Below are 23148 nucleotides of genomic sequence, written 5' to 3' on the forward strand. Positions count from 1 at the left end.
CGGGACGCATGGCCATTGGTACGTTCCAGGCGGCTCCGTCGAGTCGAACAATTCACGCGCAGATGAGGAGGCGGCGTTTGTTCGCCGATTTCGGACAGTGGGCAGATTTCGTCGTCCGGCGGCGTTTCGCGGTGCTCGGCGTCGTCGTTTTCGCCATGCTCGCGCTGGGTGTGTACGGCCTCGGGCTCGGTGACGAACTCAGCGCGCGCGGCTGGGACGATCCGACTTCGGAATCCGCACAGGCCACTCGGCTGCGCGCCGAGGTATTCGGCCGTGACCACAGCGGTGACCTGCTGCTGCTGTTCCACGCACCTGCCGGAAAAACGATCGACGATCCCGCGTTCGCCGGTGCGATCGTGGCGGGACTGAACGAGTTACCGCAGCGCTTTCCAGACGAGATCGCGAAGATCAACGGTACGTACTGGCCGACCGAAACCGGCCTGACATTGCCGGACCTGTTCGGTTCCGCGGACCGCACGCACGCGTTCGCCTCCGTCGCGGTGCGTGGCGGGGATGACACCACGCTGCTGCGCAACTACGGGAAAGTGGCTGGGCGACTGAATATTCCGGGCGTCGACATGGAGGTCGCGGGCGGGCAGGCCGTCGCGGGCGCGCTCAACGACACCATGGTGCGCGACCAGCGGCGGCTGGAGTTGATCGCGATCCCGATCGTCGCGGTGCTGCTGTTCTTCCTCTTCGGCGGGGTGGTCGCGGCGGCGCTGCCGCTCGTGGTCGGCGGCCTGACCGTGCTTGCGGCCTGGGGCGTGATCCGCGGTATCACCGCGGTGGTCGAGGTGAATTCGTTTGTTTCGCCGGTGGTTTCGATGATCGGACTAGGTCTGGCCATCGACTACGGGCTGTTCATCGTGAGCCGGTTCCGGGACGAACTCGCCGCGGGCCACGACGGGCCCGCGGCGGTCCGGCGGACGGTGCCGACGGCCGGTCGGACGGTGGCTTTCTCGGCGACCGTCGTGGTGGCCGCGGCCGCGGGGATCCTGCTGTTCCCGCAGGGATTTCTGCGCTCGTTCGCCTATGGGGCGGTGGTCACCGTCACGCTGGCGGCGCTGACCGCGCTCACAGTGCTGCCCGCGTTGCTCGCGGTGCTCGGCCGGCGTGTGGATGCGCTGGGATTCGGCAGGTTTCGCCGGTCCAGGACCGGAGGCGAGGTACGGCAAAATGTTTGGGGGAGAATTGCCGGGGCAGTGATGAAAAGACCGCTCCTGGTAGCGGTGTCGGTGTGTGCCGGGCTGCTGCTGCTCGTTGTTCCCGTGCAACACGTGACGTTCGGTGGTATCACCGAGAAGTTCCTGCCGCCGACGGACCCGACCCGGTTGGCGCAGCAGCACTTCGACGAGATCTTTCCGTTGCGGCGGATCGATCCGATCCAGCTGGTCATGATCACCTACCGCACGGCCGACATCGAGACGGTACTCGCGCGCGCGAATCAGGCGCCGGGTCTGGCCGCGCCGTTCCCCGCACCGCTGCCGGGCCCGGCCGATCCATTCGTCTACACCACCGACACCGTCCTGGCAGGTCCGGACCAGGCGGATGCGGCGATCGACTATCTGCGCTCGATGGAATTGCCCAGCGGGACAACGCTACTGGTGGGTGGTCAGCCGGCCGCGCAGCGCGACAGTATCGACGCGCTGCTGCACCGGTTGCCGCTCATGCTGGCGCTGGTGTTCCTCGCGACGACCGCGCTGCTGTTCCTGACCTTCCGCTCGCTGGTGCTGCCGCTCAAGGCGGCGGCCCTGAACCTGCTCGGTCTCGGCGCCACCATCGGCGTCCTCACCTGGGTCTTCGTCGAAGGACACGGGGCTGGTGTGCTGGGCTTCACCGCGCAACCGATCATGCCGCTCGTCCTGATGCTGATCGTCGCCGTGATCTACGGTCTGTCCACCGATTACGAGGTCTTCCTGCTGGCCCGCATCGTGGAGGCCCGCCGCGCGGGGGAGTCCACCGCCGACGCGATCCGCACCGGCGTCGCGCACACCGGCCGCATCATCACCGCGGCCGCCGCGATCCTCATCGTGGTCACCGGTGTCTTCGCCCTCTCCGACCTGGTGATGATGCAATATATCGCCCTGGGTCTGGTCACGGCGCTGCTCATCGACGCCGCCATCCTCCGTCTGCTGCTGGTCCCCGCCACCATGAAACTGCTGGGCGACATCTGCTGGTGGCCGCCCGCTCGCGCTCCGAAACCCTTGCCTACCAATCGGATCCTCGACGAGAAGATCCTCACGGCTGTCGAAGACCGCAGCTGAGTCTGTGCACGGCACCGGAGTGCCGCGCAACGGTTGTTGCAACCCATTGGTTACTATATAGTGTGGCAACCTATTAGTTGCTATATCTGGAGACCGTAATGCCCCTGCCTGATCGCATCGAGCGTGTTCTCGAACTGCACCATCCGCTCGAGAAGGTGTGGCACGCCCTGACCACGCCGGAAGGGCTCGGTGGCTGGTTCGGATCCCGAGCCGAAATCGACGAGCTGCGCCCCGGTGGCACAGCGCGTGTGTGGTGGGCGGCGGACGGCCCGCACACTTTGTGGATCCAGCACGTCGAGCCGCCGCGCCGGTTCTCGTTCACCTGGGCGATCGAAGGGTTGCCGAGCGGCGATTCCCGTCGGACGCACGTGGAATTCGCGCTGGCGCCGACCGCGACCGGCACCAGGCTGACGGTAACCGAAACCGGCTTTGCTCAGCTGCCCGAAGATCTGGCCGGTGCGTACGACGGCAACCTCAAGGGGTGGGCGGCGGAGTTGACCGAGCTGACCGAGTACCTCGATGCCGCAGCCTGAGGATCTCGAAACCGAACTCATCGCCCAGGCGGTTTTCACCGCCCTGGCGGACCCGACCCGGCGCGCGCTGCTCGCCGAACTCGCCGCGCACGGCCCGGCGACCGCGACCGATCTGGCTGCCCGCCTGCCCATTTCGCGCCAGGCGATCACCAAGCATCTCGGCCTGCTCGCCGAGGCCGAACTCGTCCGCGCCGAACCCGGTGAGCGACGCCGGATCCGCTTTCGCCTGCAAACCCGGCCGATGGCCGTGGCCCAGTCGTATCTCGCCGCACTCGCCCACAACTGGGACAGCCGCCTGAGCGCGCTGCACGAGCACCTCGATCGGATATAGGAGAACAGCACCATGACGCCTCAATTCCGTGGCGGACACAACATCGCCATGAAACTCCCCAAAGCCCAGTTCGAGCGGACCGTCACCTTCTATCGCGACGTTCTGGGTATGGAGGTGAACGACCACAGCGGCGATCCCGTTGCCGAGGGCGTGATCCGAAGCGCCGCAGTCCGGTTCGGTCCCGTGACCCTGTGGCTCGACCGGGTCGACAACTACGCCCACGCCGACCTGTGGTTGGAACTGTTCACCGACGACGTCGATCGCGCGACCGAATACCTTGCCGCCCAAGGTGTCGCCGTGCAGGACGAACTGGAACCGCTGCCCGCGGGCATGGATGCCCACTGGATCAGCAACCCGGCCGGCGTCCCGCACATCGTGCGGCTGCCGGACCGCGACTGACCTCGCCAGTCTGCGTCCGCCGCCGAACCCGGTGCACAGCAGGCTCACTCGCCGACAGCGGGACCACCGGACAGCGCACCACCGGGGCCACACCATCCGGTGAGGCGATCCAGGAGATCCAGCACATAGTCTTCTGCGGGATCGTCGTAGTTTTGTACGGCCCCTGCCCGCGTTCTGATTCGCAGACGTGCCGCAGCGCAGGCTCGGATAACCTCTCCTAGATCGATGCCCGACGCGAGGGCGGCTTCGGCAATGACCGCCAGCTCGGCGCTGGGCCGGCCACCGCTGGCCGCGACCACGAGATCACCGGCCAAGCGCGGATCCGCACCGTGGCTGGCGTGACGGAGAGGTTCGGCCAACGCGTCCACGGGTTCGAAGCTACGCACACCGCCAGTATGAGCGTGTGCACTCGGTGCTGTCTCCACCAGAGCACACCGATAGTTCAGGGGGCATGCGAGATCGTCGCGGTGTCGCTATCTTCGCGGGATGGTCTATCTGAGGCCCAGTTGTGCGGTGCCTGTTCGCTATTCGGAATGTCTGCTAGTGGGACGGGACTTCGCTTCTTCCGTGCTCGCGGTGGTGCGCGACCGTGCTGGGCGCCGGCGGTGGCGGTGGGCCGTGATCGCGCTGGTCGGCGTCTTTCTCTGCGCGTGCAGCGTAAAGACGCAAGAGCAGAAGGATATGGAGGCTGCGCTCGCCCGGCTGCCGGGTGTGCAGCAGGTTTCGACCGAGATCGAGGCGAATTTCTCGACTGTGGTCGTGCTGACCGGGGACGCGTCGGCCCAGCAGGTCAAGGCGGTGATCGAGGCTTTTCGTGAGCAGATAACGGCCGCAACGAATTTGCCACGCCGACGGGTGGACATCGAGCTACGTTGGCCTGAGCGGGACAGCTCGTTCAAGGCAGGACGGGACGGATTGGCGACCGCACCGGAGCATGCTGCGCAGTGGTACAGCTTGAGCCGGGCGTTTCCGCGCGACGAGGTGGTGTGGACCTACCAGTGGGCCGAATTCTGTTGCGACGCCTTCGGTCCGGGCGACCTCGTCCAGAAGGGATACACCGGGGTGGGTGATATTTCGGTGAAACCGGAAGCCGAGGACTTTCGTGCGGTGAGCGCAACGTATCGGCGCATGATGGGCGAATTCCCCGAATTCGCTGATGCCGAATGGGAGATCGGCGCGTGGGGCTGGCAGGGCGGCCTACTGCGGGTGGACAACCGGTACCCCAGCGAGACGGAACTCTCGGTCTGGCACCGCCTCAACCAGGACCAATCCGTGCCCCACAGCGTCCAGATGACAACGAGAACCGAGGGACGTCATTATCCGCAACGTCCTTCGATTGTTATGCGACTGCGGTCGCAGAATTTCGATGAGGTGAAACGGCTGACCGAACAGCACATCCCGATCGCGGCAGAGCTGGGTGCACCCGACGTCGACTACTTCGCCACAACAGACGGCTCGCGAAGCTACGACCCCGATCACGAGCTGCGGATCACCATCGGCGGTTGCCAATACACCGACCGCCCACCCAGCCCAGCCGAACAGCCATTCGTAGACCGCTACGGCAAATGCCCCAGATGAAACAGCCGAACGTGCCCTGACCGGACCCCCTGTCCGGCATTCGATCGACTGTGCATCGGCGCTCCGCCGGATACCGTCTCTCGAAGTGGTCGAATCGATGGAGGGGCGCAGGTGGGCGACGAAGAGTTCGGGGTGAGTGGGGTGGAGTCGGTCGCCGTGGCGACGATGCAGATCGCGCTGATGCAGGCGGATCTGGCGGCTACGCGGGTCGAGCGCGACACGGCGGCGAAGCGCGGCGTTCGCGACGAGGCGGTGGGTCGATTGCGGGTGACGGTGGAGCAGGTCGAAAGTGGGTGGGAAGGCTTGTCTTTCATCGCTGATCTGGTGGCGTTGCTCGAGGACGAGGAGCCGGAAGCCGCCGCAGCACGGGTGGCCGATCATGCCACGCAAGCGCCGCGGCAGTCGGTGTCTCGCAAGAGTTCGTTGTTGATGCTGATCGATTTAGTGATCTTCGATCCGTGGCCGGGCAAACTGCACTGGCACGAGCAGACCCGCCGAGAGTTGCTGCAGGCGTTCGCCGCTCGCTTTCCGGAAGCGGACGAGACCGACCTCGCGACAATGCTGGCAGAGCACAAAGGGCTCCTGCGGCGATTGCGGCGGAAGAACATTCGCTGGGGACGCGTGGCGGTGGCGGGTGCGGTCGGTCTCGGTGTCGGCGTCGCGACCGCCGGCTGGGCCGCCCCACTCATCGGTACTGCGATCGGCACCGCGGCGGGGCTGTCCGGCGCCGCAGCGACTTCGGCCGGTTTGGCAACCCTCGGCGGTGGCTCGCTCGCTGCCGGTGGATTCGGTGTAGCCGGTGGCACAGCACTCGTCACCGGACTGGGCGGTATCGCAACAGCAGGCGTCGCCGCAACCGGCGCGCGCTGGACCCCCTGGACGGCCGGGCAGATCGTGGCGGGCGCGATGCGACTCGACCTCATCAACCGGGTCGTCCTCGCCGAAGAGACGAACAAGGACGAAATGCGCCGCCGGGTGGTGCTGGCGCTGCAACAGCGTTTGGACGAGGTGGTCGCCGATCGCGCGCGACTGATCGCCCGGATCCGTCAGCTCAACGCGGACAAGGCCAAGCTCTCGGCCGAGAACCGGCGTTTGCGGGACGAACTCCAGGAACGCAGCGAGCAGGCCGAAATATCGGCGGGCGCACTCGAAGTCGTACTCAGCCGGGTGCCCGAGGCGGCCGCGGGCTGATGGACGACTCGATCGACCGCAACCTCGACACCATCCGCCGGCGGTTGGCCGAACTGGAGGAGGCCACCGAACAAGCACTCCGCGAGGATGACTCGGCGCCATTGCCCGTCGCCGCGGTACCGGCGGTCGCGTCGTATGCGGAGATGACGGACTCGAACGATCGGCTGCGGTCAGCACGGGGCTGGTCCGAGATCGATCTCGATGCCGCGCTCACCGCGGCCCAGCGGGCCGAATTCGAGCGGTGGCGAACCCGGCAGCGGATCGCCTGGGAGCGAGACGATCTCGTGGCGGTCGGCATCGCGGGCCTGATCGGGGCACTGGGGGTGTGGTTCGACTCGACGATAGACCAGGGTGTCGCGAACGCGCTCGGATCGGTCGGCCGGACACAGCGCATGCGCCGATGGGAACGTGCCGCGAAGCGCCTGCCGATCGACTACACCGGGCCCGGGTTCGGCGGGCGGGCACATCGAGTCCGGTCGGCCGGACACGATCTCGCCCGGCCCTTCGAGGCGTTGCGGCAGATCCGCACCGGCGAATTCCGGGGCGTGCGTTGGGATCACGGGGAGATGGAGTCCGTATCGTTCGCCGGCCGTTTTCGTACCGTCGAGTCGGGCGCGGAAGCGCTGGTGCTGTGGGTGAAACATCTGGCCGCGGACTTCGTCACGCCGATGAGCCTCCCGTTGCCCGGATCATCGCTGCTGTACGAACTCGACAACCGCGAGCTCAGGAAGTTCGCGCATGCCGTCTACCTCGGGCCGTCCGCGGGCAACGGCCTGAACCTGCGGTCGGGCCTGCTGACACCGTCGCTCAGCGTGCTCGCGACCGAAGTGGTGATTCGAACCCACGTGCACGCCAAGGCGTACGCGGTGACCGGCAGCGCTGATCTCGATGCCAGGCGGCAGTCGTTGCGACAGGAACTCCTGCTCGCGGCGCATGCGCTGGTCGGCGCCGCGTCAGCGGGGAAGACTGTCGCTCGGTTCGTCACGCTGGACGACAAACGGCGCTGGCTGGCGGTGCGGCACGTGAACATTCCGGTGTTGCTTCGAATCGGCTGTCTCGCTGTGGAAAACGTGCACGGGATGCGGGGCCGTTGGACGGCCGCGGCGAGTTGGGACGAGCTCGGCGAATTGCTGGGGTAGGGCGTCGCCCCAAGGACGATGACATTTGTCATGGCGGGTTCGTGGGGGAATGCACGGGATTCGGTGACTGGGCTTACTACTGGGGGTGGGCCGGGTTCGCGATCGTTGAAGGCATGAACAGTGCAATGTTTGGGGCGCGGCCGGGGCTGCATCGGAATGACGAGGTTATCGTCGCTCGGGGACTGCGCCGCACCTATGGTCAGGGGAAGAAGGCATTCGAGGCGGTCAAGGGGGTGGATCTGCGTGTCGCCGAAGGGGAGGTGTTCGCCCTGCTGGGCACCAACGGCGCCGGGAAGACGTCGACGCTCGACATGCTGGAGGGACTGGCCGCGCCGTCCGACGGTGTCGTAGAGGTTTTCGGCCTCGATCCGCGCCGGGACCGGGCACAGGTGCGTGCGCAGGTCGGCATCATGTTGCAGTCGGGTGGGTTGCCCGCGGAGCTGACCGTTCGCGAAACGCTGGAAATGTGGCGCGGCACGTGCACCAACCCGACGACCAGCGCCACCGTGCTCGAGCTCGTCGATCTCGCGGACCGGGCCGATGTCCGGGTCGGTTCGCTCTCGGGTGGCGAGCAGCGCCGCGTCGATCTGGCGTGCGCACTACTGGGACAGCCGCGCCTGCTGTTCCTCGATGAGCCGACTACCGGCCTCGATCCCGAAAGCCGCCGGGGCACTTGGAAATTGCTCGCCGACCTGAAGGCGTCCGGCGTGACCATGGTGCTCACCACGCACTACCTGGACGAGGCCGAGGCGCTGGCCGACCGGATCGCGATCATGCACAAGGGTGCGGTCGCGCGGGCGGGCACGCTGCGCGAGATAGTCGACGGTCATCCGGCGCGGATCGTCTTCGATCACCCCGGCCTGCCGTTGCCACCGTTGCCCGGCGCGCAGCTCGACGCGCAGGCGCGCGTCACCGTCACCACACACGATCTGCAGGGGCACCTGTTCGAACTGCTCGGCTGGGCGCGGGCGCACGGCTTGCAGCTGGGCGGTTTGGAGGCCCGCGCCGCCTCGCTCGAATCGGTGTTCCTCGACATCGCCGACGAACCGGTCGCCGCCGCGACCCCCGAACTGATCGGAGCAGCCCGATGACCACCCTGACGACCGCCGACACCGGCTTTCGCCGCCGCCCGCTGGCCGCGCTCGCGAAGGCGGAGTACCTGCAGTTCCGGCGGAACAAGACGCTGATGTACATGGCGACGCTGTTCCCGGTCGGCATACCGCTGGCCCTGTATTTCATCGCGATCAAGGACACTGCGCCGACCACGTCCACCGCGGCGGTGACGTTCGAACTGCTCGCCTTGTCGGCCCTGCTGTTCGTGCAGTACTACTCGGTGCTGTCGATGGTGACGACCCGCCGCAGCGAGGGTGTGCTGAAACGGTTGCGCACCGGCGAGTCCGCGGACTGGCAGATCATGCTCGCCCCGGCCGTTCCCGGTGCGCTCGCGACGCTGGCCTGCACGGTGGTCGTCGCCGCGGTGGTGTACGGCACCGGCGCACCCGCGCCGGTCAATCCGGCGGCGATCGTGCTGGCGCTGCTCGGCGGGATCGTGCTGTTCTCCCTGCTGGCTCTGGCGACCAGCGCCGTGACCAAGAATGCCGAGGCCGCGCAGATCACCTCGCTGCCGGTGATGACGATCGCGATGCTCGGCCTCGCCTCCATCCGGAAGGTGCTGCCGGACCGGCTGGCCGACCTGGCCGACTGGACACCGTTCGCGGCCGTCTCGGACCTGGTCTCGCTCGGCGCGTCGGGCAGGTTGGCCACCGCGGGTACCGGCGATCCGGCGCTCGACTTCGCGGGCACCTGCGCCGAACTCGGCCGCCCGTTTGCCACACTGGCGATATGGACCGTCCTGGCGCTCGCGCTGACCCGCAAGAGCTTCCGCTGGGACGACCGCGGTTGAACCGGATGAGCACCTGGTGGCACGAGCTGTCCGGACCGGCCAAGTTCCGGCTCTACACCAGGCTCACCCTGCAGTCGAGCGTGGCCGCGGTGGTCGTCGTGATGGCGTTCACCGTGCGCGCGCCGTGGGCGGTGGCCGGGGTGCTGGCCGCCGGCCTCATCGCGATCCTCGCGCTGGAGGTGCAGCCGGAGTTCGCCGGGTCGACCGAATGGATTTCCCGGCGCTGGGTACTGCCGGTCGCGGTCGCGGTGCAGATCGGCATCTTGCTGACGTTCGCGGTGATCGCTCGGTGGGCGACCGACGACGAGGTCACCGATCGAGCGGCGGTGACCGGCCTCTACGCGGCCATCCTCGCCACCTACTCGCTCGTGTCGTTCATTCGGCACAGATGGTGGGCGACCCTGGGGATCGCGCTGGTCACCGGACTGCTCTACGGATCGTCGCCGCTGGCGGTGCTCGGCTTCGCGGGCGGCACCTACCTCGCCGGAATCGTCCTTGTCGGAACGACATTGCTCACGCTGTGGGGTCTGCGGGTCGTCGAAGAGCTGGATCGGGCCAAGGGGGTCGAAGCCGAATTGCAGGTCGCCGAAGAGCGTTTGCGCTTCTCGCGGGATCTGCACGATGTGGTGGGCCGCAGCTTTTCCGCGATCGCGGTGAAAAGTGAACTCGCCGCGGTACTTTCCCGGTCCGGGAAGGCCGAACCGGCGGCCGCCGAGATGGACGAGGTCAGGACGCTGGCCGTCGAATCCATGGACCAGATGCGCAAACTGGTCCGCGGCTACCGCGGCATCGACCTGATGAACGAGGTGGCGGGGGCGCGGTCGCTGCTGTCGGCGGTGGGCTGCCGTCTGGACGTCGAAGGCGATCCGGCGAACGTTCCGGCGCGCTGTCACGAGGTCGCCGCCTGGGTGGTGCGGGAGGGCACCACGAATATCGTGGAGCACTCCGCGGCGACCACGGCGGTGCTCGCGCTCGGGGCGGCCGGAATGTCGCTGCGCAACGATCGTCCGCACGGCGCGCCGGGGGAGCGTTCGGGGCTGCGCGGGGTCGCGGAGCGGCTCGCGACCATCGGCGCAACCCTCGACGTGCTCGCCTCCGACGAGCAGTTCATCCTCGAGATACGTTGGGAGAAAGAATGATTCCGGTATTTCTCGCCGATGACGAAACGCTCGTCCGGGCCGCGCTGGCGACCATGCTCGACCTGGAAGCCGATCTCGAGGTGATCGACCATGTCGGCTCCGGCGAGGAACTCGTTGCCGCGTGGCGGCGGCGCAGCGAGGCGGGCGCGCCGGTCGCCGTCGCCGTGATCGATCTGCAGATGCCCGGCATTGATGGCATCGAGACTGCCGTCGAACTGCAACGCCTCACGCCCGGCGCGGCCACCTTGATCGTCACGAGTCACGGCAGGCCGGGCTATCTGAAACGCGCCCTGGCCGCGGGCGTGCGGGGCTTCCTGCCCAAAACGACCTCGGCCGCGACCTTGGCGGCGGTGATCCGCACCGTGCACGGTGGTGGCCGCTACGTCGATCCGGAACTGGCCGCCGAAGCCATCAGCGCGGGCGACACACTGCTCACCGCGCGCGAGGCCGATGTGCTCGAATACGCCATCGACGGTGCGTCGGTCGAGGACATCGCGCGTCGCGCGCACCTGTCACCGGGCACGACCCGCAACTATCTGTCGTCGGCGATGGCGAAACTAGGGGTCGCAAACCGCTACGAAGCGGCACTCAAAGCCCGCGAAAAGGGCTGGATCTAAGGGGCCGGGCGCGGAAGACCCGCCCAGCAGTACTACTGGGCGGGTCGCTTCCCCGTGCACCGTGTGGACGCCGCCACGCCTCACGGCACGACCCAGCATAGGGCGGATCGGCGCCGGCGCCGTGGTCTTGCGCCCCCGTGTCGCCGATCGGCTGCTCGAAGCACGCTCAGAATCAGGAGAAATCATGCGAAAGACTTTGTTGCCGGTCCTCGCCGCGCTCGTGGCCGCCTCGATGGCGCCCGCGGTCGCGACCGCGGCGCCCGGCTTGGCGTGGGGCGCCTGTCCGGCCGACGTCACCGCACCCGCCCTGCAATGCGCGGTGCTCGAAGTGCCGCTCGACTATCGGAACCCGGACGGATCGCAGATCGAGATCGCGATCTCCCGGTTGCGCAGTGCGGACCCGGCACAGCGCCGAGGCGTGCTGCTGACCAACACCGGCGGTCCCGGCGGAGCGGGGCTGAGTTTTCCCGCGGACCTGAAAAAGCTCGGGCTGCCGCAGAGCGTCCTCGACCGCTACGACGTGATCGGCTTCGATCCACGCGGAGTCGGCCACAGCGCACCGGTCACGTGTGCACTGTCCCCGGCCCAGCAGACGAGCAATATTCCGCCCTACGCGCGTGATCCGATCGATGTGGCGCAGCGGGCGGGGGTGGTGAAAGATATTGCGCGGCAATGCGCTACGTCCGCGTCCGCGGCGACCCTGCCGTTCGTCAGCACCGCGAACACCGCGCGCGACATGGACCGGATCCGGGCGGCGCTGGGGGAGCAGACGGTGTCGTACCACGGCATCTCCTATGGCACCTATCTCGGTGCGGTGTACGCGTCGCTGTTCCCGGAGCGCACCGACCGCGTCGTGCTCGACAGTGCCGTCGGGCCGGGCGGTTTCGACAGCCTGCATGCACGCAGGCTGGGCGAGGGGTTCCAGGACCGGTTCCCGGATTTCGCGGCGTTCGCGGCAGACCATCCCGAATACGGTCTCGGGGACACCCCCGGAGAGGTCACCGCGAAGTACTTCGAACTGGCGGCACAGCTCGACGCGATACCGAATCCGGCTGGCGGCGGCTACGGTTCGCAGTTCCGGCAAGTCACCTTCGCGCTGCTCTACTACGACAAGAACCTGCCTGCGCTGGCCGAGCTGTGGCGGGCCGCGAGTACCGGCGAGCTGGAACAGACGCCGGCGGCCGACGCCGAGCAGCCCGACCTGGACAACTACCTGTCCAGCCAATTGCACGTGCTGTGCAACGACACCGCTTGGCCGCGTTCGGATCTCAGCTATCAGGCCGACGTCGCGATCGACCGGGTCCGCTACCCGATGTTCGGCGCGGCGGCGGCCAATGTCTGGCCGTGCGCGTACTGGCCGTCCGACCCGGTGGAACCGCCGGTGCGGATCGGCGACCGCGGCCCGTCGAATGTGCTGATCGTGCAGAATCTCCGGGATCCGGCGACGCCGCTGTCCGGTGCGCGGGAACTCGAGCAGGCCTTCGGCGACCGCGCCCGGCTGGTGACCGCGGATCAGGGCGGCCACCTCGCCTACCTGTTCAAGGACAACACCTGTCTGAACGACGCCGTTACTACGTTCCTGACCACCGGGCAACGGCCGGAACGCGACGTGGCCTGCGCGGCGGCACCGGCGGGCGGACGCTGAGCCGTTGTTGTCGTGATCTCGCACTACGATCGAGCCGAGGAGGTGCCGCATGGCAGAAACATTCGAGGCGATCGAAGCCGACTTCGTTCGGTTCACGCAGGAGATCGTCTGGTGCACAGTCACTTCGGTGGACGGCAAGGGCCGCCCGCGGTCGCGGATCCTGCACCCGCTGTGGGAGGTGCGCGAGGGTCGCCCGATCGGCTGGGTCGCGACCGGTAAGACGCCGGTGAAGGCGCGGCACCTGGCCGCCAATCCGGTTGTGGCGTTTTCGTATTGGAGCCCGGCCCAGCACGTCGTGCAGGGTGAGGCCGTGGCCACCTGGGTGGACGATGTGGCGCAGAAGCGCCGGGTGTGGGATCTGTTCCAGACGACACCGCCGCCGGTCGGTTACGACCTGAGCATGTTCGCCCCCGCCGGGCCCGAGAGCCCGCAGTTCACGCTGCTGCGATTGGATCCCGACCGGATCCAGGTACTCGACGGCGCCGGTTTCCCGACGAACTTCACGCCGCGCATCGCCCGGTTGGGCAAGCCGTAGCGTGCGTTCGGTACGCCCGGTCGCCTTGTGGCGCAGTCGGTTATCCGACCTTGTTCATGAGGTAGATGGTCAGCCACAGCATCGCGCCCGCGACACCGAGGGCGATGCCGACGTAGGCGGTGGTCGGGCGCGGTTGCGGGTTCCGATTTTCCTCCGCGAGGCCGACGAGTCCGAGCGGGACGGCGAGCAGCGCCGGGAATCCGCAACCGATCAGGGAGAAGATGCCCAGCCACAGCGCCGCGGTCGCGACCGGATTCGATCGATTGAGTTGCGCGGGTGCGTAAATCGGGACGGGCGGGGCGAGAGCGGGCCACGCGATGGGCGGGAGATCGGTGAGGGTGGTCTGCAGGTCGCGCACGGTCCTGGCGCTCAGAGCCTGTCCTACGCGGGTCGAATATTCGGGCGGGCCCAGGCGCCCCTCCCGGAAGTTGTGCGCCAGTGCGGCGACCACGCGTTCGCGATCGGCGTCCGCGGCAAGCAGATCGGGGTTGAGGTAGGGATGCATCGCTACTCCGGAGATTGATCGACGGCCAGGAATTTGTCCACCGCCTCGATACCGTCGTCGGCGGGTTCGAGGAGGCGCTCGTTGAGCACGGGGATCGGACGGTCCAGCCAGGCGGGGAGTTCGCCTTCGGCGGGGAGCAATTCGTGCCGGGTGGCGAACTCTTCCGCGAGATGGCGCACCGACTCGCGCAACGCGCTGACCACCACGCCCTCGGCCAGGCCGGTCAATTCCTCCAGCAGGGCGCGGACCCGGTCGAGCTGGTCGGTTTCGGTGCTGTCGGCCTGGATGCGCGGCCACAGGGTGCGTTCGAAGATATCGCCGAAGTCCGCCGCGATCTGATCGGTGTGCGCACGCAGCCGGATCACCTGGTCGAGCACCTCGGCGGGCGGGATATCGAGGTCGGCGACCCGCATCCCGCTGGTCAGCGCCCAGCGCCGGGCCTGCGGGCGCCCGCGCCGCCAGCGGACCAGCCCGAGCTGAGTTGCCTTGCGCAGCAGGGTGGGTCGCAGCTCCTTGGCCTTGATCATCACCCGGATCTCGCGCAGGCCGAGCGGTACCCAGTCCTCCGGGCCGCCGGGTAGGGCGAGCAGATCCGCCACCGTCGCGCCTTGTTCGCGGGCCGTGAGCAGTTCGGTGATGGAGGTGAGCGAGAAACCGCGATCCTGTAGGCGCTGCACCAATTCGAGCCGTTGCAGGTGCGAGCTGTCGTAGCGCGCGGTGCGTCCGGCGCGGCGCGGCGCGTGCAGCAGTCCTTTCGACTGATACATCCGCACGGTGCTGGTGGGCACGCCGGCGCGCGCGGCCAGGTCTTCCACGGTGAGGTCGATGCTCTTCGTTCGCACGGTTCCAGCGTTGCAGTGTCGAGTCGGCTAGTCAACACTCTTCTAGTAAATGCTCACAACGTGTCTGATTTCGGCAGTTCAGCGCAGGTTCCTGTGCGGCAAAGGGGTTGCCGCGCGGGATTGATGCTCATCTACCGTGATCCGGCGAGGTGGTTCCGGATCGGGGACTTTGGTCCTGCGGATGGATTGCCGATGGCCCTATCGGCCGCGGCACCGCACCTCGATTCTTGTTTGCCAGAAGATGCGGACGTGAAAACGGCTGTGGTTGAAGGTAATACCTACCTGAGTGACCTCGGTCACATTGTTAGCTGAGTGATTGCGGAGATCATGGACGGTCTGCTGTTCTGGGAAAAGTTACGTGCACGGTTGGATCGCTCTCTTGTGGGGTGGGTGAACTGGTGAAGACGATTTCGGGACAGGAAGCAGCCCCGCCGGGGACCTGTGACGACACGGCCGACGCGTTGGCCGCGCGGCTCGACGCGCTGTTCCACACGGTGCGCGATCCGATCGGCAAGCCCTACACCTACGCGCGCGTCGCCGCCGCGTTGCAGGCAGCCGGCTGCCCCGTCTCCAACTCCTATCTGTCGCAACTACGTTCAGGAGTCCGGAGCAATCCGTCCGAACAATTGCTGGCCGCACTGTCGGCATTCTTCGGTGTGCCGCTCGACTACTTCTACGGCGGCGTCGAACCGGACGCGGCGTCCGGCGATCGCCCGCTGCTCACCGGGCTGTGTAACGAGAGCCTGCGCAAACTGCTCGACCTGGCCGCCGACCTGTCCGACGAATCGCAGGAACTGCTCACCGCGCTGGCCGAACGACTGCGCATCAGCGAAGAACACGCGCCGGCGACAGCCGAGCCGGCCTGACCGCGCCTCGCGCGATTCCGGCACGCGCCGGTTCTCGTCCCTGGGCGCTGTGGGCCGCATTTCCGCTGTACCCGAACGTATTCGAAGTAAGATGATGATCCGCCGAGGCCTCGGCGCAGACGATTCATCGCGTCATTCGACTGGGGATGTTGGCTATGTGGTGGAATCCGGTCGACGAAGAATCGGAAACCCTGCGCCGCAATGTCGACACGCTGACCACCCGCTATCGCGACCATCTGGATGCCGTCGCGAACGGCCGCACCCCGCAACTGGTCTGGGGAGTCGGTAGTGCGCCGGATCCGAGCGGCCGCTGGAACAACGAACTCGTGCTCGTCGAATGCGGCGCGCTCGGCCCCGACAGCGGCATCACGGTCGGTCGCTACACCGCGTTCGAGCTGCTCCAGCGGGTGGATCCGCGCGCACAGCGGCGATTCGCGGAGGCACCCGCCCTGCAACTGCTGATCGACTGGCGGATCGGTCCGGCGACGCTCATCGACGTCACCACCCGTCCGCTGCCCGCCGCCGCGCAGGTACAGCCGCGGGACCTGGTCCGCGAGAACGCGGTACCGAACCGGACCGCCACCGCCGGGGTGTCGTGCATCCGTACCGCGACGAACACACCCGCGATCGTCACGGCCGGGCACCTCGTCACCGGCGTCGGCGCTCGAGTGCAGATCTACGCGTCCGGTCAGCGGACACCGAGCTGGATCGAGGGCATCGTGAGCCACTGGTCCGATCCTGCGGTCACCGGCGGCGCGGGCTATGACTATGCGGTGGTGGAACTGCGGGACCAGCGCGACCAGATCCTCGGCCTGCATCACACCGGACCCGCTGGGACGCCACGGCCGCCGTACGCGCCGATCGAGGTGACCGCCTACGGCGCGATCTCGGGCCGTCGCGCCGGCCAGATCATCGGCGCGCTCACCCAACTCGGCGACCCTGCCCGGCAGTGGTCGGCCTGCTGGCAGCTCGGCCCGTCCTACCTGCTCGCCCTCGGCGACTCGGGCGGTCTCGTGCTCGGCACCAGCGGTGCGCACAGCGGAAAGGTGCTGGGGCACTTCGTCGGTGGCTCCTACTGGCCGAATCGACCAGGGCTGGTGCACCAGTACGTGCAGGACATGGCTTCCTGTCTGGATTCCGGCCTCGGCCGCCACATCACTCTGTGCGGCGGCGGAGCATCGCCGGAATTCTGACCGCGGCGGGCGTTTCCGTGCCGACCGCGGTGATATCGCCGATTCCGGGGCGAACCGGCCGGGCCCGTAGTTCTATGGGCGTGACGTTATCTTGCGTCCCCTGAACACTTCTGGCAGGTTCGGATTTATCCGCGCGCGCCGGAACAAGCCGGTGACTGCGATTGGAGGACACCATGGACTCTCCGCTCGTCTCCGTGGGTCTGCCCCTGGTGTTGATCGTGATCATGTTCGGGCTGGGGCTTTCGCTCACCGTGCCCGACTTCACGCGAATCGCCAAGAACCCCAAAGTCGTCAGTATCGCGCTGGCCTGCCAGCTGCTGTTGCTGCCGTCGATCGCGTTCGGTCTGGTGCTGTTGTTCGATCCGTCACCGAATCTGGCGGTGGGGGTGATGTTGCTCGCGGCCTCGCCGGGTGGCACGGCGGCGAATCTGTTCAGCCATCTCTTCCACGGCGATGTCGCGTTGAATGTGTCGCTGACCGCGGTGAATTCGGTGATCGCGGTGGTCACCGTCCCCTTGGTGACGAACTTCGCCCTCGGCTATTTCGATCCGGGGGAGTCGGGCACGGTGGGGTTGCAGTTCGGCAAGACCGTGCAGGTGTTCTCGATCGTGCTGATTCCGGTCATGCTCGGCATGCTGGTGCGCCGGTTCGCACCGGGTTTCGCGGACCGGATGGACAAACCCGTCCGGATCGGTTCCGCGCTCACGCTGACGCTCGTGATCACCGCGACGATCATCGACCAGCGCGGCGATGTCGTGGCGTATGTGCGCGCCATCGGCGTCGCCATGATCCTGTTCTGCCTGATCAGTTTGACCGTGGGCTATCTCGTCCCGCGCGTGCTCGGCGTCGAGGACCGCCAGGCCATCGCCTGCTCGATGGAGGTCGGCATCCACAACGGCGTCATCGCCATCACCATCGCCATCAGCGTGCTGGGCAGCACCGAAATGGCCATCCCCGCCGCCGTCTACGGCGTCGCCATCTTCCCCTTGGCCGCCGGCTTCGGCTGGCTGGTCACCCGCAACCACCCCGAACGCCCCCGCACCGCCGCGGTCGACCGCGGCGGCGACCCCGCCGAGACCACCCGCTGACCCGCCCGCGCGCATCCCTGTTTGCGTGCGCGTAACCGGGCTAACCCGAGGGGGACCGGTGTTCGAGGATGGGATGAGTCATGCGGGATACGGCGCAACGCGGTGGGGGTAGTAGGACAATGCCGTCGGACGTGCGGGGGAAGTTGACGATCTTCGATCGTTTCGCCACCGGGGCCGCGGCGCTCACCGCGAAGGCGGGGTTCTTCGTCTTCTGTGTGCTGCTGGTGCTGCTGTGGGCACCGACGTTTCTGGTGCTGCCGAGCATCGACACCTGGCAGTTGGTGATCAACACCGCGACCACGATCATCACGTTCCTGTTGGTGGCGCTGTTGCAGAACACGCAGTCGCGCTCCGATGAAGCGGTGCAGCAGAAGCTCAATGCGATCGCCGACGCGCTGGCCGACTTCATGGGCGAATTGAGCGGCGATCACCCGGAGCTCGAACGCCACCGCCGTGAACTCGCCGACGCGGTCGGCCTGGAGAACCGCGAATCGGCTTGACCGGCACGCCACATGAAGTGGTTGTCGACGTCGTGGATACGGGCGCGTGCGATGGTCTCGAAGCCGAAACTCTGGTATAGCAACACATTTCGAGCTACGTCGGTTTCCAGGAACGCGGGCATTCGCTCGGCGTCGACCTTCGCCAGGAACGCGGTCAGCAGCCGTCGCCCGATGCCCTGCCCCTGCTGATCGGGGCGGACGCCGATCGGCCCGATATGCCAATGCGGTTGGCGCGGATCGTGTCCGGCCATCACGCGCGGGGCGGTGACGGCCCGGGGCAGTCTGGTGCCGAGCAGGACGATCATGCGTGGTGCGAGGCGCAGCTGCTCGGCGGCGCTGAACTGACACCGCGGCCACGGCGCGGCATTCAGCACGCCGACCACCTGTCCGGCGCGCTCGGCCACCAGCACCGTGGCGGCCGCCCGGCCGAGTTTGCCGAGCCGGGCTCCGGCGCGCATCAAGCGCGCGGCGCGCGCCCGATCGCCCCGGGTCACCGCGAGGGCGTTCGGATTGTCGGCGAAGGCCAGGCCGAGTACGTCACACGCCGCGGCCAGGTCGGTGCGCTGCATCGGCCGGATTTCCGTCATAGCGACCATCGTGCCGCCGTGCCGGGCGCGCGTCCCGGATCCGGTCCATCCACCGGACCGCGCCGCATTCAGGTGCGGGCGACGAAACGGAAGCGGTCGCCGCGGTAGATCGAGCGGGTCCACTCGATGGGGCGGCCCGCGGGATCGCAGGCGCGGCGCTGGATCAGCAGGGTGGGGGAGCCGACCGCGACATCGAGCAGGGCCGCCTCCGCCGGAGTGGTGAGCGCGGTTTCGACGGTATCCTCCACGCCGGCCACCTCGATCCCGTAGCAGTCGCGCAGGGTCGCGTAGAGCGAGCCTTTATCGGTCAGCCGTCGGCGCAGGTCGGGCAACTTGTCGGCGAGGTGCGCGATCTCGATCGCCAGCGGTTCGCCGTCGACCGAGCGCAGGCGTTCGAGGCGATGGATCCGGGCGCCGGGCGCGATCCCGAGCCGTCCGGCGACCACCTCGTCCGCCGCCACCTTCGTCAGCTCCAGGATGCGCGAATCTACTTGCAGCCCTTGCGCGTCGAGGTCGTCGGTCAGCGACGTCAACTGCTGCAGGTGCACCACCTTGGGCGGCGCGACGAACGTCCCGCTGCCCTGCACGCGCCGCAGCAGTCCCTCGGCCGCGAGTTCGGCGAGGGCCTTGCGCAGCGTGGTCCGCGAGGTGGCGAGCTGTTCGGCGAGCACCCGTTCGGGTGGGAGCGCGGTGGACGATTCCAGCGTGCTGATGAGCTGGCGCAGCGCCAGTTTGGTGCCGTAGTAGCGCGGCTGCTGCGTGGTGTCCGGAGCGGTTCCGGTGGTGTTGCCCATGCCGCCGAACCTACCGCGCCGCCCCCGGAGTTGACGCCGGAATTGGTGTATGCCAATCTCGTCACCGGCAAATTGGTGTACACCAATTACTTCCCTGATCAACGGTGAGAGGCGAAGAAACATGGGGTTCGTGGCCGAGCTGCGGGCGTCGTCCCGGTTGGGGGTGGTGGTCGGCGTAGCCGCCGCCAGCGTCGGGGTGATCTACGGCTACGACCTGTCCAACATCGCGGGCGCGTTGCTGTTCATCACCGACGAGTTCGGGTTGACCACACGGCAGCAGGAACTGCTCACCACGGCCGTGGTGATCGGCGAGATCGCGGGCGCGATCGGGGGCGGCGTGCTCGCGAACCGGATCGGCCGCAAGAAGTCGATGGTGCTCGTCGCGGCGACCTACGGCGCGTTCGCGGTGCTGGCCGCGTGCTCGACGGCCTTGCCGATGCTGATGGCGGCGCGGCTCGCGCTCGGCATCACGATCGGTATCTCCGTGGTCGTGGTGCCGGTGTTCGTCGCGGAGTCCGCGCCGACCCGGGTGCGCGGCGCGCTGCTGGTGGCATACCAGGTCGCCACGGTGATCGGCATCATCATCGGGTACCTCGCGGCGTATCTGCTGGCGGGTACCCAGAGCTGGCGCTGGATGCTCGGGCTGGCGGCGGTGCCCGCCGTGCTCACCACCGTGTTGCTGCTGCGGCTGCCCGACACCGCCCGCTGGTATGTGATGAAGGGCCGGATCGAGCAGGCTCGTCAGGTGCTGCGCCGCGTCGAGCCGGACCTCGACGCCGACGCCCAGCTCGCCGAGATCGAGCACGGGCTGCGCGAGGAATCCGGCGGCGCGCTGCGGGAGATGCTGCGCAAGCCGTATCTGCGGGCCACGGTCTTCGTGGTCGGGCTCGGCTTCTTCATCCAGATCACCGGCATCAACGCGATCGTCTACTACAGCCCCCGGCTGTTCGAGGCGATGGGTTTCCGCGGCCACTTCGCCCTGCTCGTGCTGCCCGCACTGGTGCAGGTGGCCGCTCTGGCGGCGGTGCTGGTCGCGCTGGTGCTCGTCGATCGGCTGGGTCGCAGGCCGATTCTGCTGTCCGGGATCGGCATGATGATCGCGGCCAACGCGCTGCTCATCGCGGTGTTCGTGGCCGGCTCCGATTTCGGCGGGGTGCTGACCGTGCTCGGGTTCGTCGGCGTGCTGCTGTTCACCGTCGGTTTCACCTTCGGATTCGGTGCGCTGGTGTGGGTGTACGCGGGCGAGAGTTTCCCGGCGCGGCTGCGCTCGACCGGGTCGAGCGCGATGCTCACCTCGGATCTGGTCGCGAACGCGATCGTGGCGGGCGCGTTCCTGACCATGCTCGAATCCCTGGGCGGCGCGGGCACTTTCGCGGTGTTCGGCGCGCTCGCGATCGTCGGCTTCGGGTTCGTGTACCGGCTGGCGCCGGAGACCAAGGGCCGCCAACTCGAGGAGATCCAGTACTACTGGGCCAACGGCGGCCGCTGGCCCGCGGTCACGCGGGAGCAGGACGTGCGCGCATGACCGCGGTGCTGGGCTTGGACATCGGCGGCTCGAAAACGATGGCCGTGCGAACCGAGGACGGGGTCGTGGTCGCCCAGGCGCGGGCGGGCAGCGCCAACGTGGCCTCGGTCGGCGCGGCGGCGGCCGGTCACCAGCTCGACCTGATCCTCGAGCGCGTCGGCGGCGACGGGATCCGGGCCGTGTGCGCGGGCGCGGCGGGGGCCGACACCCCGGAGGGTCGCGCGCGCCTGCAGGATCTGCTCGCGCAACGCCTGCCCGATGCGATGATTCGAGTGGTGCACGACAGTGAACTCGTCCTCGCGGCCGCGGGGCTCGACGAGGGCATCGCGCTCATCTCGGGCACGGGCTCGGTGGCGTGGGGCAGGCACGCGGGCCGGACCGCCCGCGCGGGCGGCTGGGGCTACCTGCTGGGTGATCAAGGCAGCGGCTACTGGGTGGCGCGCGAGGCGGTGTGCCGGGCACTCGCCGCGGTGGATCGCGGCGCGCCCGCCGACCCGCTGGGCCGGGCGCTGGCCGCCGAATGCGGGCTGCGCTCGACCGAACAACTGCTCGACCATTTCTACGACCACACCGACCGCAGATACTGGGCTCGGCGCGCTCGCGTGGTCATCGACATGGCGGCGACCGGCGATCCGGTCGGCCGGGAGATCCTGGCCGCGGCCGTCGCCGATCTGACCGACCTGGTCGGCACCGTCGCCGACCGACTGTCCTACGCCGGGCCGGTGATCGTGGCCGGCGGGCTCGCGGTGCACCAGCCGCTGCTGCAAGCCGAGCTACGGCGCGCGCTCGCCGGGCGCGGACTCGACGACGTGCGCGTGCTCGACGTCGACCCGGTGCACGGCGCGGTGCGACTGGCGCGGCAGCTGCCGGCCCGCAGCGCGACGGCCCTGCCCGGATAAAGCCTTCTACTTCGAGGAGTGACATGACCGACCAGGACAATCCCGGCGCCCTGATGGCGAGCGAGATTGCCGAACAACCCGCGGCGTGGCAGCGGCTGCTCACCGAGGGCACCGACGCCATCCGGCGCGCGGCCGCCCGAATCGCGGAGTACCAGCCGCGATTCGTGCTGTTCGTCGCGCGCGGCACCAGCGATCACGCCGCGCTGTACGGCAAGTACCTGGTGGAGATTCAGCACGCGTTACCCGCGGGCCTGGTCTCGCCGTCCACCATGACGATCTACGACAGCGCCCCGGACCTGCGAGACGTGCTGTTCGTCGCGGTGAGCCAGTCCGGCGGCTCACCCGATCTGGTGCAGTCGGTGGAGGTGGCGCGGCGCCAGGGCGCGTTGACCGTGGCGCTCACCAACAACCCGGCCTCCGCGCTGGCCGCTGCCGCCGAGATCCACGTCGACGTGCTGGCCGGTCCGGAACGCGCGGTCGCGGCGACCAAGTCTTATACCGCGGAACTGCTCGCGCTGTATCTGCTGCTCGACTACGCGCGGGGCGGCGACGGCGCGGGCACCGCCGAGCTGCCCGGCCTGGGCAGCCGGGTGCTCGATTCCGGTGCGGCCCTGGCCGGTGTGGCCCAGCGCTACCGGTTCGCCCAGCGACTCATCACCTCCGCGCGCGGGTACTCCTATCCGACCGCGCGCGAGGCGGCGCTGAAACTGATGGAGACGTCGTATCTTTCGGCGCAGGCCTTCTCCGGTGCGGATCTGCTGCACGGCCCGCTGGCCACCGTCGACCCGTCGGTGCCGGTGCTGGCGATCGTGCCGGACGGCGTGGGCGGACGCGCGATGCTGCCCGTGCTGTCCCGGCTCGCCGAGCTGCGCGCCGACGTATTCGGTGTCGGCACGGCCGACGCGCTGGCCGGGCTGTCCGGCGGCGTCACCCTGCCGGCCGGCATCCCCGAACCGCTGTCCCCGCTCGTGGAAATCCTGCCGCTGCAACAGCTCGCCCTGCACCTCGCGATCGCCCGCGGCGGCGACCCGGACCGCCCCCGTGGCCTGAAAAAGGTGACCGAAACCCTCTGAGT

The 23148-nt window shown here is 68.2% G+C and carries 25 protein-coding genes; 20 read left to right on the forward strand and 5 right to left on the reverse strand.

Annotated features, from left to right (window positions below):
• The first annotated feature begins 62 nt into the window (after positions 1–62).
• The 4 genes from O3I_RS18810 (at position 63) to O3I_RS18825 (ending at position 3527) form a co-directional block, all read left to right on the forward strand.
• Positions 63–2264 carry an MMPL family transporter gene (locus tag O3I_RS18810; protein WP_237748331.1) on the forward strand — a complete coding sequence of 734 codons (2202 nt, stop codon included), beginning with the start codon at positions 63–65 and terminating at the stop codon, positions 2262–2264.
• A 98-nt stretch (positions 2265–2362) separates the two neighbouring features.
• Positions 2363–2797, forward strand: coding sequence for an SRPBCC domain-containing protein (locus tag O3I_RS18815; protein ID WP_014984544.1), 435 nt, complete (start codon positions 2363–2365; stop codon positions 2795–2797).
• Positions 2784–3128: an ArsR/SmtB family transcription factor gene (locus O3I_RS18820; RefSeq protein ID WP_014984545.1), complete on the forward strand. Its 345-nt coding sequence runs from the start codon at positions 2784–2786 to the stop codon at positions 3126–3128. Before O3I_RS18815 ends, O3I_RS18820 begins: the two co-directional genes overlap by 14 nt.
• Positions 3129–3140: 12 nt before the next feature.
• Positions 3141–3527 (forward strand): VOC family protein, encoded by a 387-nt coding sequence (locus tag O3I_RS18825; RefSeq protein WP_014984546.1) that lies wholly within the window; start codon positions 3141–3143, stop codon positions 3525–3527.
• Between the two features lie 44 nt (positions 3528–3571).
• On the opposite strand, the gene O3I_RS18830 is transcribed toward O3I_RS18825, so the two are convergent.
• Positions 3572–3895: a hypothetical protein gene (locus tag O3I_RS18830; RefSeq protein WP_014984547.1), complete on the reverse strand. Its 324-nt coding sequence runs from the start codon at positions 3893–3895 to the stop codon at positions 3572–3574.
• A gap of 199 nt (positions 3896–4094) precedes the next feature.
• On the opposite strand from O3I_RS18830, the gene O3I_RS18835 reads away from it, so the two are divergent.
• The 9 genes from O3I_RS18835 (at position 4095) to O3I_RS18875 (ending at position 13274) form a co-directional block, all read left to right on the forward strand.
• Positions 4095–5105, forward strand: coding sequence for a heavy-metal-associated domain-containing protein (locus O3I_RS18835; protein ID WP_065652195.1), 1011 nt, complete (start codon positions 4095–4097; stop codon positions 5103–5105).
• Between the two features lie 111 nt (positions 5106–5216).
• Positions 5217–6296, forward strand: coding sequence for a hypothetical protein (locus O3I_RS18840; RefSeq protein ID WP_014984549.1), 1080 nt, complete (start codon positions 5217–5219; stop codon positions 6294–6296).
• Entirely contained in the window at positions 6296–7435 is a 1140-nt protein-coding gene (locus O3I_RS18845; protein ID WP_014984550.1) for a hypothetical protein, read from the forward strand. Before O3I_RS18840 ends, O3I_RS18845 begins: the two co-directional genes overlap by 1 nt.
• A gap of 113 nt (positions 7436–7548) precedes the next feature.
• The gene (locus O3I_RS18850) at positions 7549–8526 is read left to right on the forward strand and encodes an ABC transporter ATP-binding protein (protein ID WP_424769572.1); all 978 of its coding nucleotides are present in this window, start codon (positions 7549–7551) and stop codon (positions 8524–8526) included.
• On the forward strand, positions 8523–9338 hold the full coding sequence (locus tag O3I_RS18855; RefSeq protein ID WP_014984552.1) for an ABC transporter permease: 816 nt from the start codon (positions 8523–8525) through the stop codon (positions 9336–9338). The genes O3I_RS18850 and O3I_RS18855 overlap by 4 nt, the downstream gene beginning before the upstream one ends.
• Before the next feature lie 5 nt (positions 9339–9343).
• Entirely contained in the window at positions 9344–10477 is a 1134-nt protein-coding gene (locus O3I_RS18860) for a sensor histidine kinase (protein WP_014984553.1), read from the forward strand.
• Positions 10474–11094, forward strand: a complete 621-nt coding sequence (locus tag O3I_RS18865; RefSeq protein WP_014984554.1) for a response regulator transcription factor — start codon at positions 10474–10476, stop codon at positions 11092–11094. Before O3I_RS18860 ends, O3I_RS18865 begins: the two co-directional genes overlap by 4 nt.
• Positions 11095–11278: 184 nt before the next feature.
• Positions 11279–12739: an alpha/beta hydrolase gene (locus tag O3I_RS18870; RefSeq protein ID WP_014984555.1), complete on the forward strand. Its 1461-nt coding sequence runs from the start codon at positions 11279–11281 to the stop codon at positions 12737–12739.
• Positions 12740–12788: 49 nt separating this feature from the next.
• Positions 12789–13274, forward strand: coding sequence for a pyridoxamine 5'-phosphate oxidase family protein (locus O3I_RS18875; protein ID WP_014984556.1), 486 nt, complete (start codon positions 12789–12791; stop codon positions 13272–13274).
• Between the two features lie 40 nt (positions 13275–13314).
• On the opposite strand, the gene O3I_RS18880 is transcribed toward O3I_RS18875, so the two are convergent.
• Both O3I_RS18880 and O3I_RS18885 read right to left on the reverse strand, forming a co-directional pair.
• Positions 13315–13779, reverse strand: a complete 465-nt coding sequence (locus O3I_RS18880; RefSeq protein WP_014984557.1) for a DUF1707 and DUF4190 domain-containing protein — start codon at positions 13777–13779, stop codon at positions 13315–13317.
• Between the two features lie 2 nt (positions 13780–13781).
• On the reverse strand, positions 13782–14621 hold the full coding sequence (locus tag O3I_RS18885; protein ID WP_014984558.1) for a MerR family transcriptional regulator: 840 nt from the start codon (positions 14619–14621) through the stop codon (positions 13782–13784).
• A gap of 398 nt (positions 14622–15019) precedes the next feature.
• Between O3I_RS18885 and O3I_RS18890 the strand changes: the two genes are divergently transcribed.
• The 4 genes from O3I_RS18890 to O3I_RS18905 all read left to right on the forward strand — a co-directional run bounded on the left by O3I_RS18890 (position 15020) and on the right by O3I_RS18905 (position 18268).
• Complete coding sequence (locus O3I_RS18890) at positions 15020–15487, forward strand: helix-turn-helix domain-containing protein (protein ID WP_337587885.1); 468 nt, start codon at positions 15020–15022, stop codon at positions 15485–15487.
• Between the two features lie 155 nt (positions 15488–15642).
• Positions 15643–16680, forward strand: coding sequence for a hypothetical protein (locus tag O3I_RS18895; RefSeq protein WP_014984560.1), 1038 nt, complete (start codon positions 15643–15645; stop codon positions 16678–16680).
• A 173-nt stretch (positions 16681–16853) separates the two neighbouring features.
• Entirely contained in the window at positions 16854–17768 is a 915-nt protein-coding gene (locus O3I_RS18900) for a bile acid:sodium symporter family protein (RefSeq protein WP_041562707.1), read from the forward strand.
• 119 nt (positions 17769–17887) lie between these two features.
• A complete protein-coding gene (locus O3I_RS18905) occupies positions 17888–18268 on the forward strand; it encodes a low affinity iron permease family protein (protein WP_014984562.1) in 381 nt (126 codons plus the stop codon).
• Here the strand turns inward: O3I_RS18905 and O3I_RS42740 are convergent.
• Positions 18196–18855 carry a GNAT family N-acetyltransferase gene (locus O3I_RS42740; protein ID WP_014984563.1) on the reverse strand — a complete coding sequence of 220 codons (660 nt, stop codon included), beginning with the start codon at positions 18853–18855 and terminating at the stop codon, positions 18196–18198. The two genes, O3I_RS18905 and O3I_RS42740, sit on opposite strands and share 73 nt — an antisense overlap.
• Positions 18856–18923: 68 nt before the next feature.
• A complete protein-coding gene (locus O3I_RS18915) occupies positions 18924–19649 on the reverse strand; it encodes a GntR family transcriptional regulator (RefSeq protein WP_014984564.1) in 726 nt (241 codons plus the stop codon).
• 121 nt (positions 19650–19770) lie between these two features.
• Between O3I_RS18915 and O3I_RS18920 the strand changes: the two genes are divergently transcribed.
• The 3 genes from O3I_RS18920 to O3I_RS18930 are packed head-to-tail and all read left to right on the forward strand — an operon-like array spanning position 19771 to position 23146.
• Positions 19771–21174 carry a sugar porter family MFS transporter gene (locus tag O3I_RS18920; protein ID WP_014984565.1) on the forward strand — a complete coding sequence of 468 codons (1404 nt, stop codon included), beginning with the start codon at positions 19771–19773 and terminating at the stop codon, positions 21172–21174.
• Positions 21171–22073, forward strand: coding sequence for an N-acetylglucosamine kinase (locus tag O3I_RS18925; protein ID WP_014984566.1), 903 nt, complete (start codon positions 21171–21173; stop codon positions 22071–22073). Before O3I_RS18920 ends, O3I_RS18925 begins: the two co-directional genes overlap by 4 nt.
• A gap of 53 nt (positions 22074–22126) precedes the next feature.
• Positions 22127–23146, forward strand: coding sequence for an SIS domain-containing protein (locus tag O3I_RS18930; RefSeq protein WP_202804985.1), 1020 nt, complete (start codon positions 22127–22129; stop codon positions 23144–23146).
• Positions 23147–23148: the final 2 nt, after the last annotated feature.

The sequence above is a fragment of the Nocardia brasiliensis ATCC 700358 genome, assembly GCF_000250675.2.
GTDB lineage: Bacteria > Actinomycetota > Actinomycetes > Mycobacteriales > Mycobacteriaceae > Nocardia > Nocardia brasiliensis_B.

Coding starts and splice junctions, on each gene's coding strand:
- O3I_RS18920 (WP_014984565.1), top strand. CDS start 19,771: ATGGGGTTCGTGGCCGAGCTGCGGGCGTCGTCCCGGTTGGGGGTGGTG.
- O3I_RS18855 (WP_014984552.1), top strand. CDS start 8,523: ATGACCACCCTGACGACCGCCGACACCGGCTTTCGCCGCCGCCCGCTG.
- O3I_RS18865 (WP_014984554.1), top strand. CDS start 10,474: ATGATTCCGGTATTTCTCGCCGATGACGAAACGCTCGTCCGGGCCGCG.
- O3I_RS18915 (WP_014984564.1), bottom strand. CDS start 19,649: ATGGGCAACACCACCGGAACCGCTCCGGACACCACGCAGCAGCCGCGC.
- O3I_RS18925 (WP_014984566.1), top strand. CDS start 21,171: ATGACCGCGGTGCTGGGCTTGGACATCGGCGGCTCGAAAACGATGGCC.
- O3I_RS18860 (WP_014984553.1), top strand. CDS start 9,344: ATGAGCACCTGGTGGCACGAGCTGTCCGGACCGGCCAAGTTCCGGCTC.
- O3I_RS18815 (WP_014984544.1), top strand. CDS start 2,363: ATGCCCCTGCCTGATCGCATCGAGCGTGTTCTCGAACTGCACCATCCG.
- O3I_RS18845 (WP_014984550.1), top strand. CDS start 6,296: ATGGACGACTCGATCGACCGCAACCTCGACACCATCCGCCGGCGGTTG.
- O3I_RS42740 (WP_014984563.1), bottom strand. CDS start 18,855: ATGACGGAAATCCGGCCGATGCAGCGCACCGACCTGGCCGCGGCGTGT.
- O3I_RS18850 (WP_424769572.1), top strand. CDS start 7,549: ATGAACAGTGCAATGTTTGGGGCGCGGCCGGGGCTGCATCGGAATGAC.
- O3I_RS18825 (WP_014984546.1), top strand. CDS start 3,141: ATGACGCCTCAATTCCGTGGCGGACACAACATCGCCATGAAACTCCCC.
- O3I_RS18880 (WP_014984557.1), bottom strand. CDS start 13,779: ATGCATCCCTACCTCAACCCCGATCTGCTTGCCGCGGACGCCGATCGC.
- O3I_RS18870 (WP_014984555.1), top strand. CDS start 11,279: ATGCGAAAGACTTTGTTGCCGGTCCTCGCCGCGCTCGTGGCCGCCTCG.
- O3I_RS18905 (WP_014984562.1), top strand. CDS start 17,888: ATGCCGTCGGACGTGCGGGGGAAGTTGACGATCTTCGATCGTTTCGCC.
- O3I_RS18900 (WP_041562707.1), top strand. CDS start 16,854: ATGGACTCTCCGCTCGTCTCCGTGGGTCTGCCCCTGGTGTTGATCGTG.
- O3I_RS18820 (WP_014984545.1), top strand. CDS start 2,784: ATGCCGCAGCCTGAGGATCTCGAAACCGAACTCATCGCCCAGGCGGTT.
- O3I_RS18895 (WP_014984560.1), top strand. CDS start 15,643: ATGTGGTGGAATCCGGTCGACGAAGAATCGGAAACCCTGCGCCGCAAT.
- O3I_RS18930 (WP_202804985.1), top strand. CDS start 22,127: ATGGCGAGCGAGATTGCCGAACAACCCGCGGCGTGGCAGCGGCTGCTC.
- O3I_RS18810 (WP_237748331.1), top strand. CDS start 63: ATGAGGAGGCGGCGTTTGTTCGCCGATTTCGGACAGTGGGCAGATTTC.
- O3I_RS18875 (WP_014984556.1), top strand. CDS start 12,789: ATGGCAGAAACATTCGAGGCGATCGAAGCCGACTTCGTTCGGTTCACG.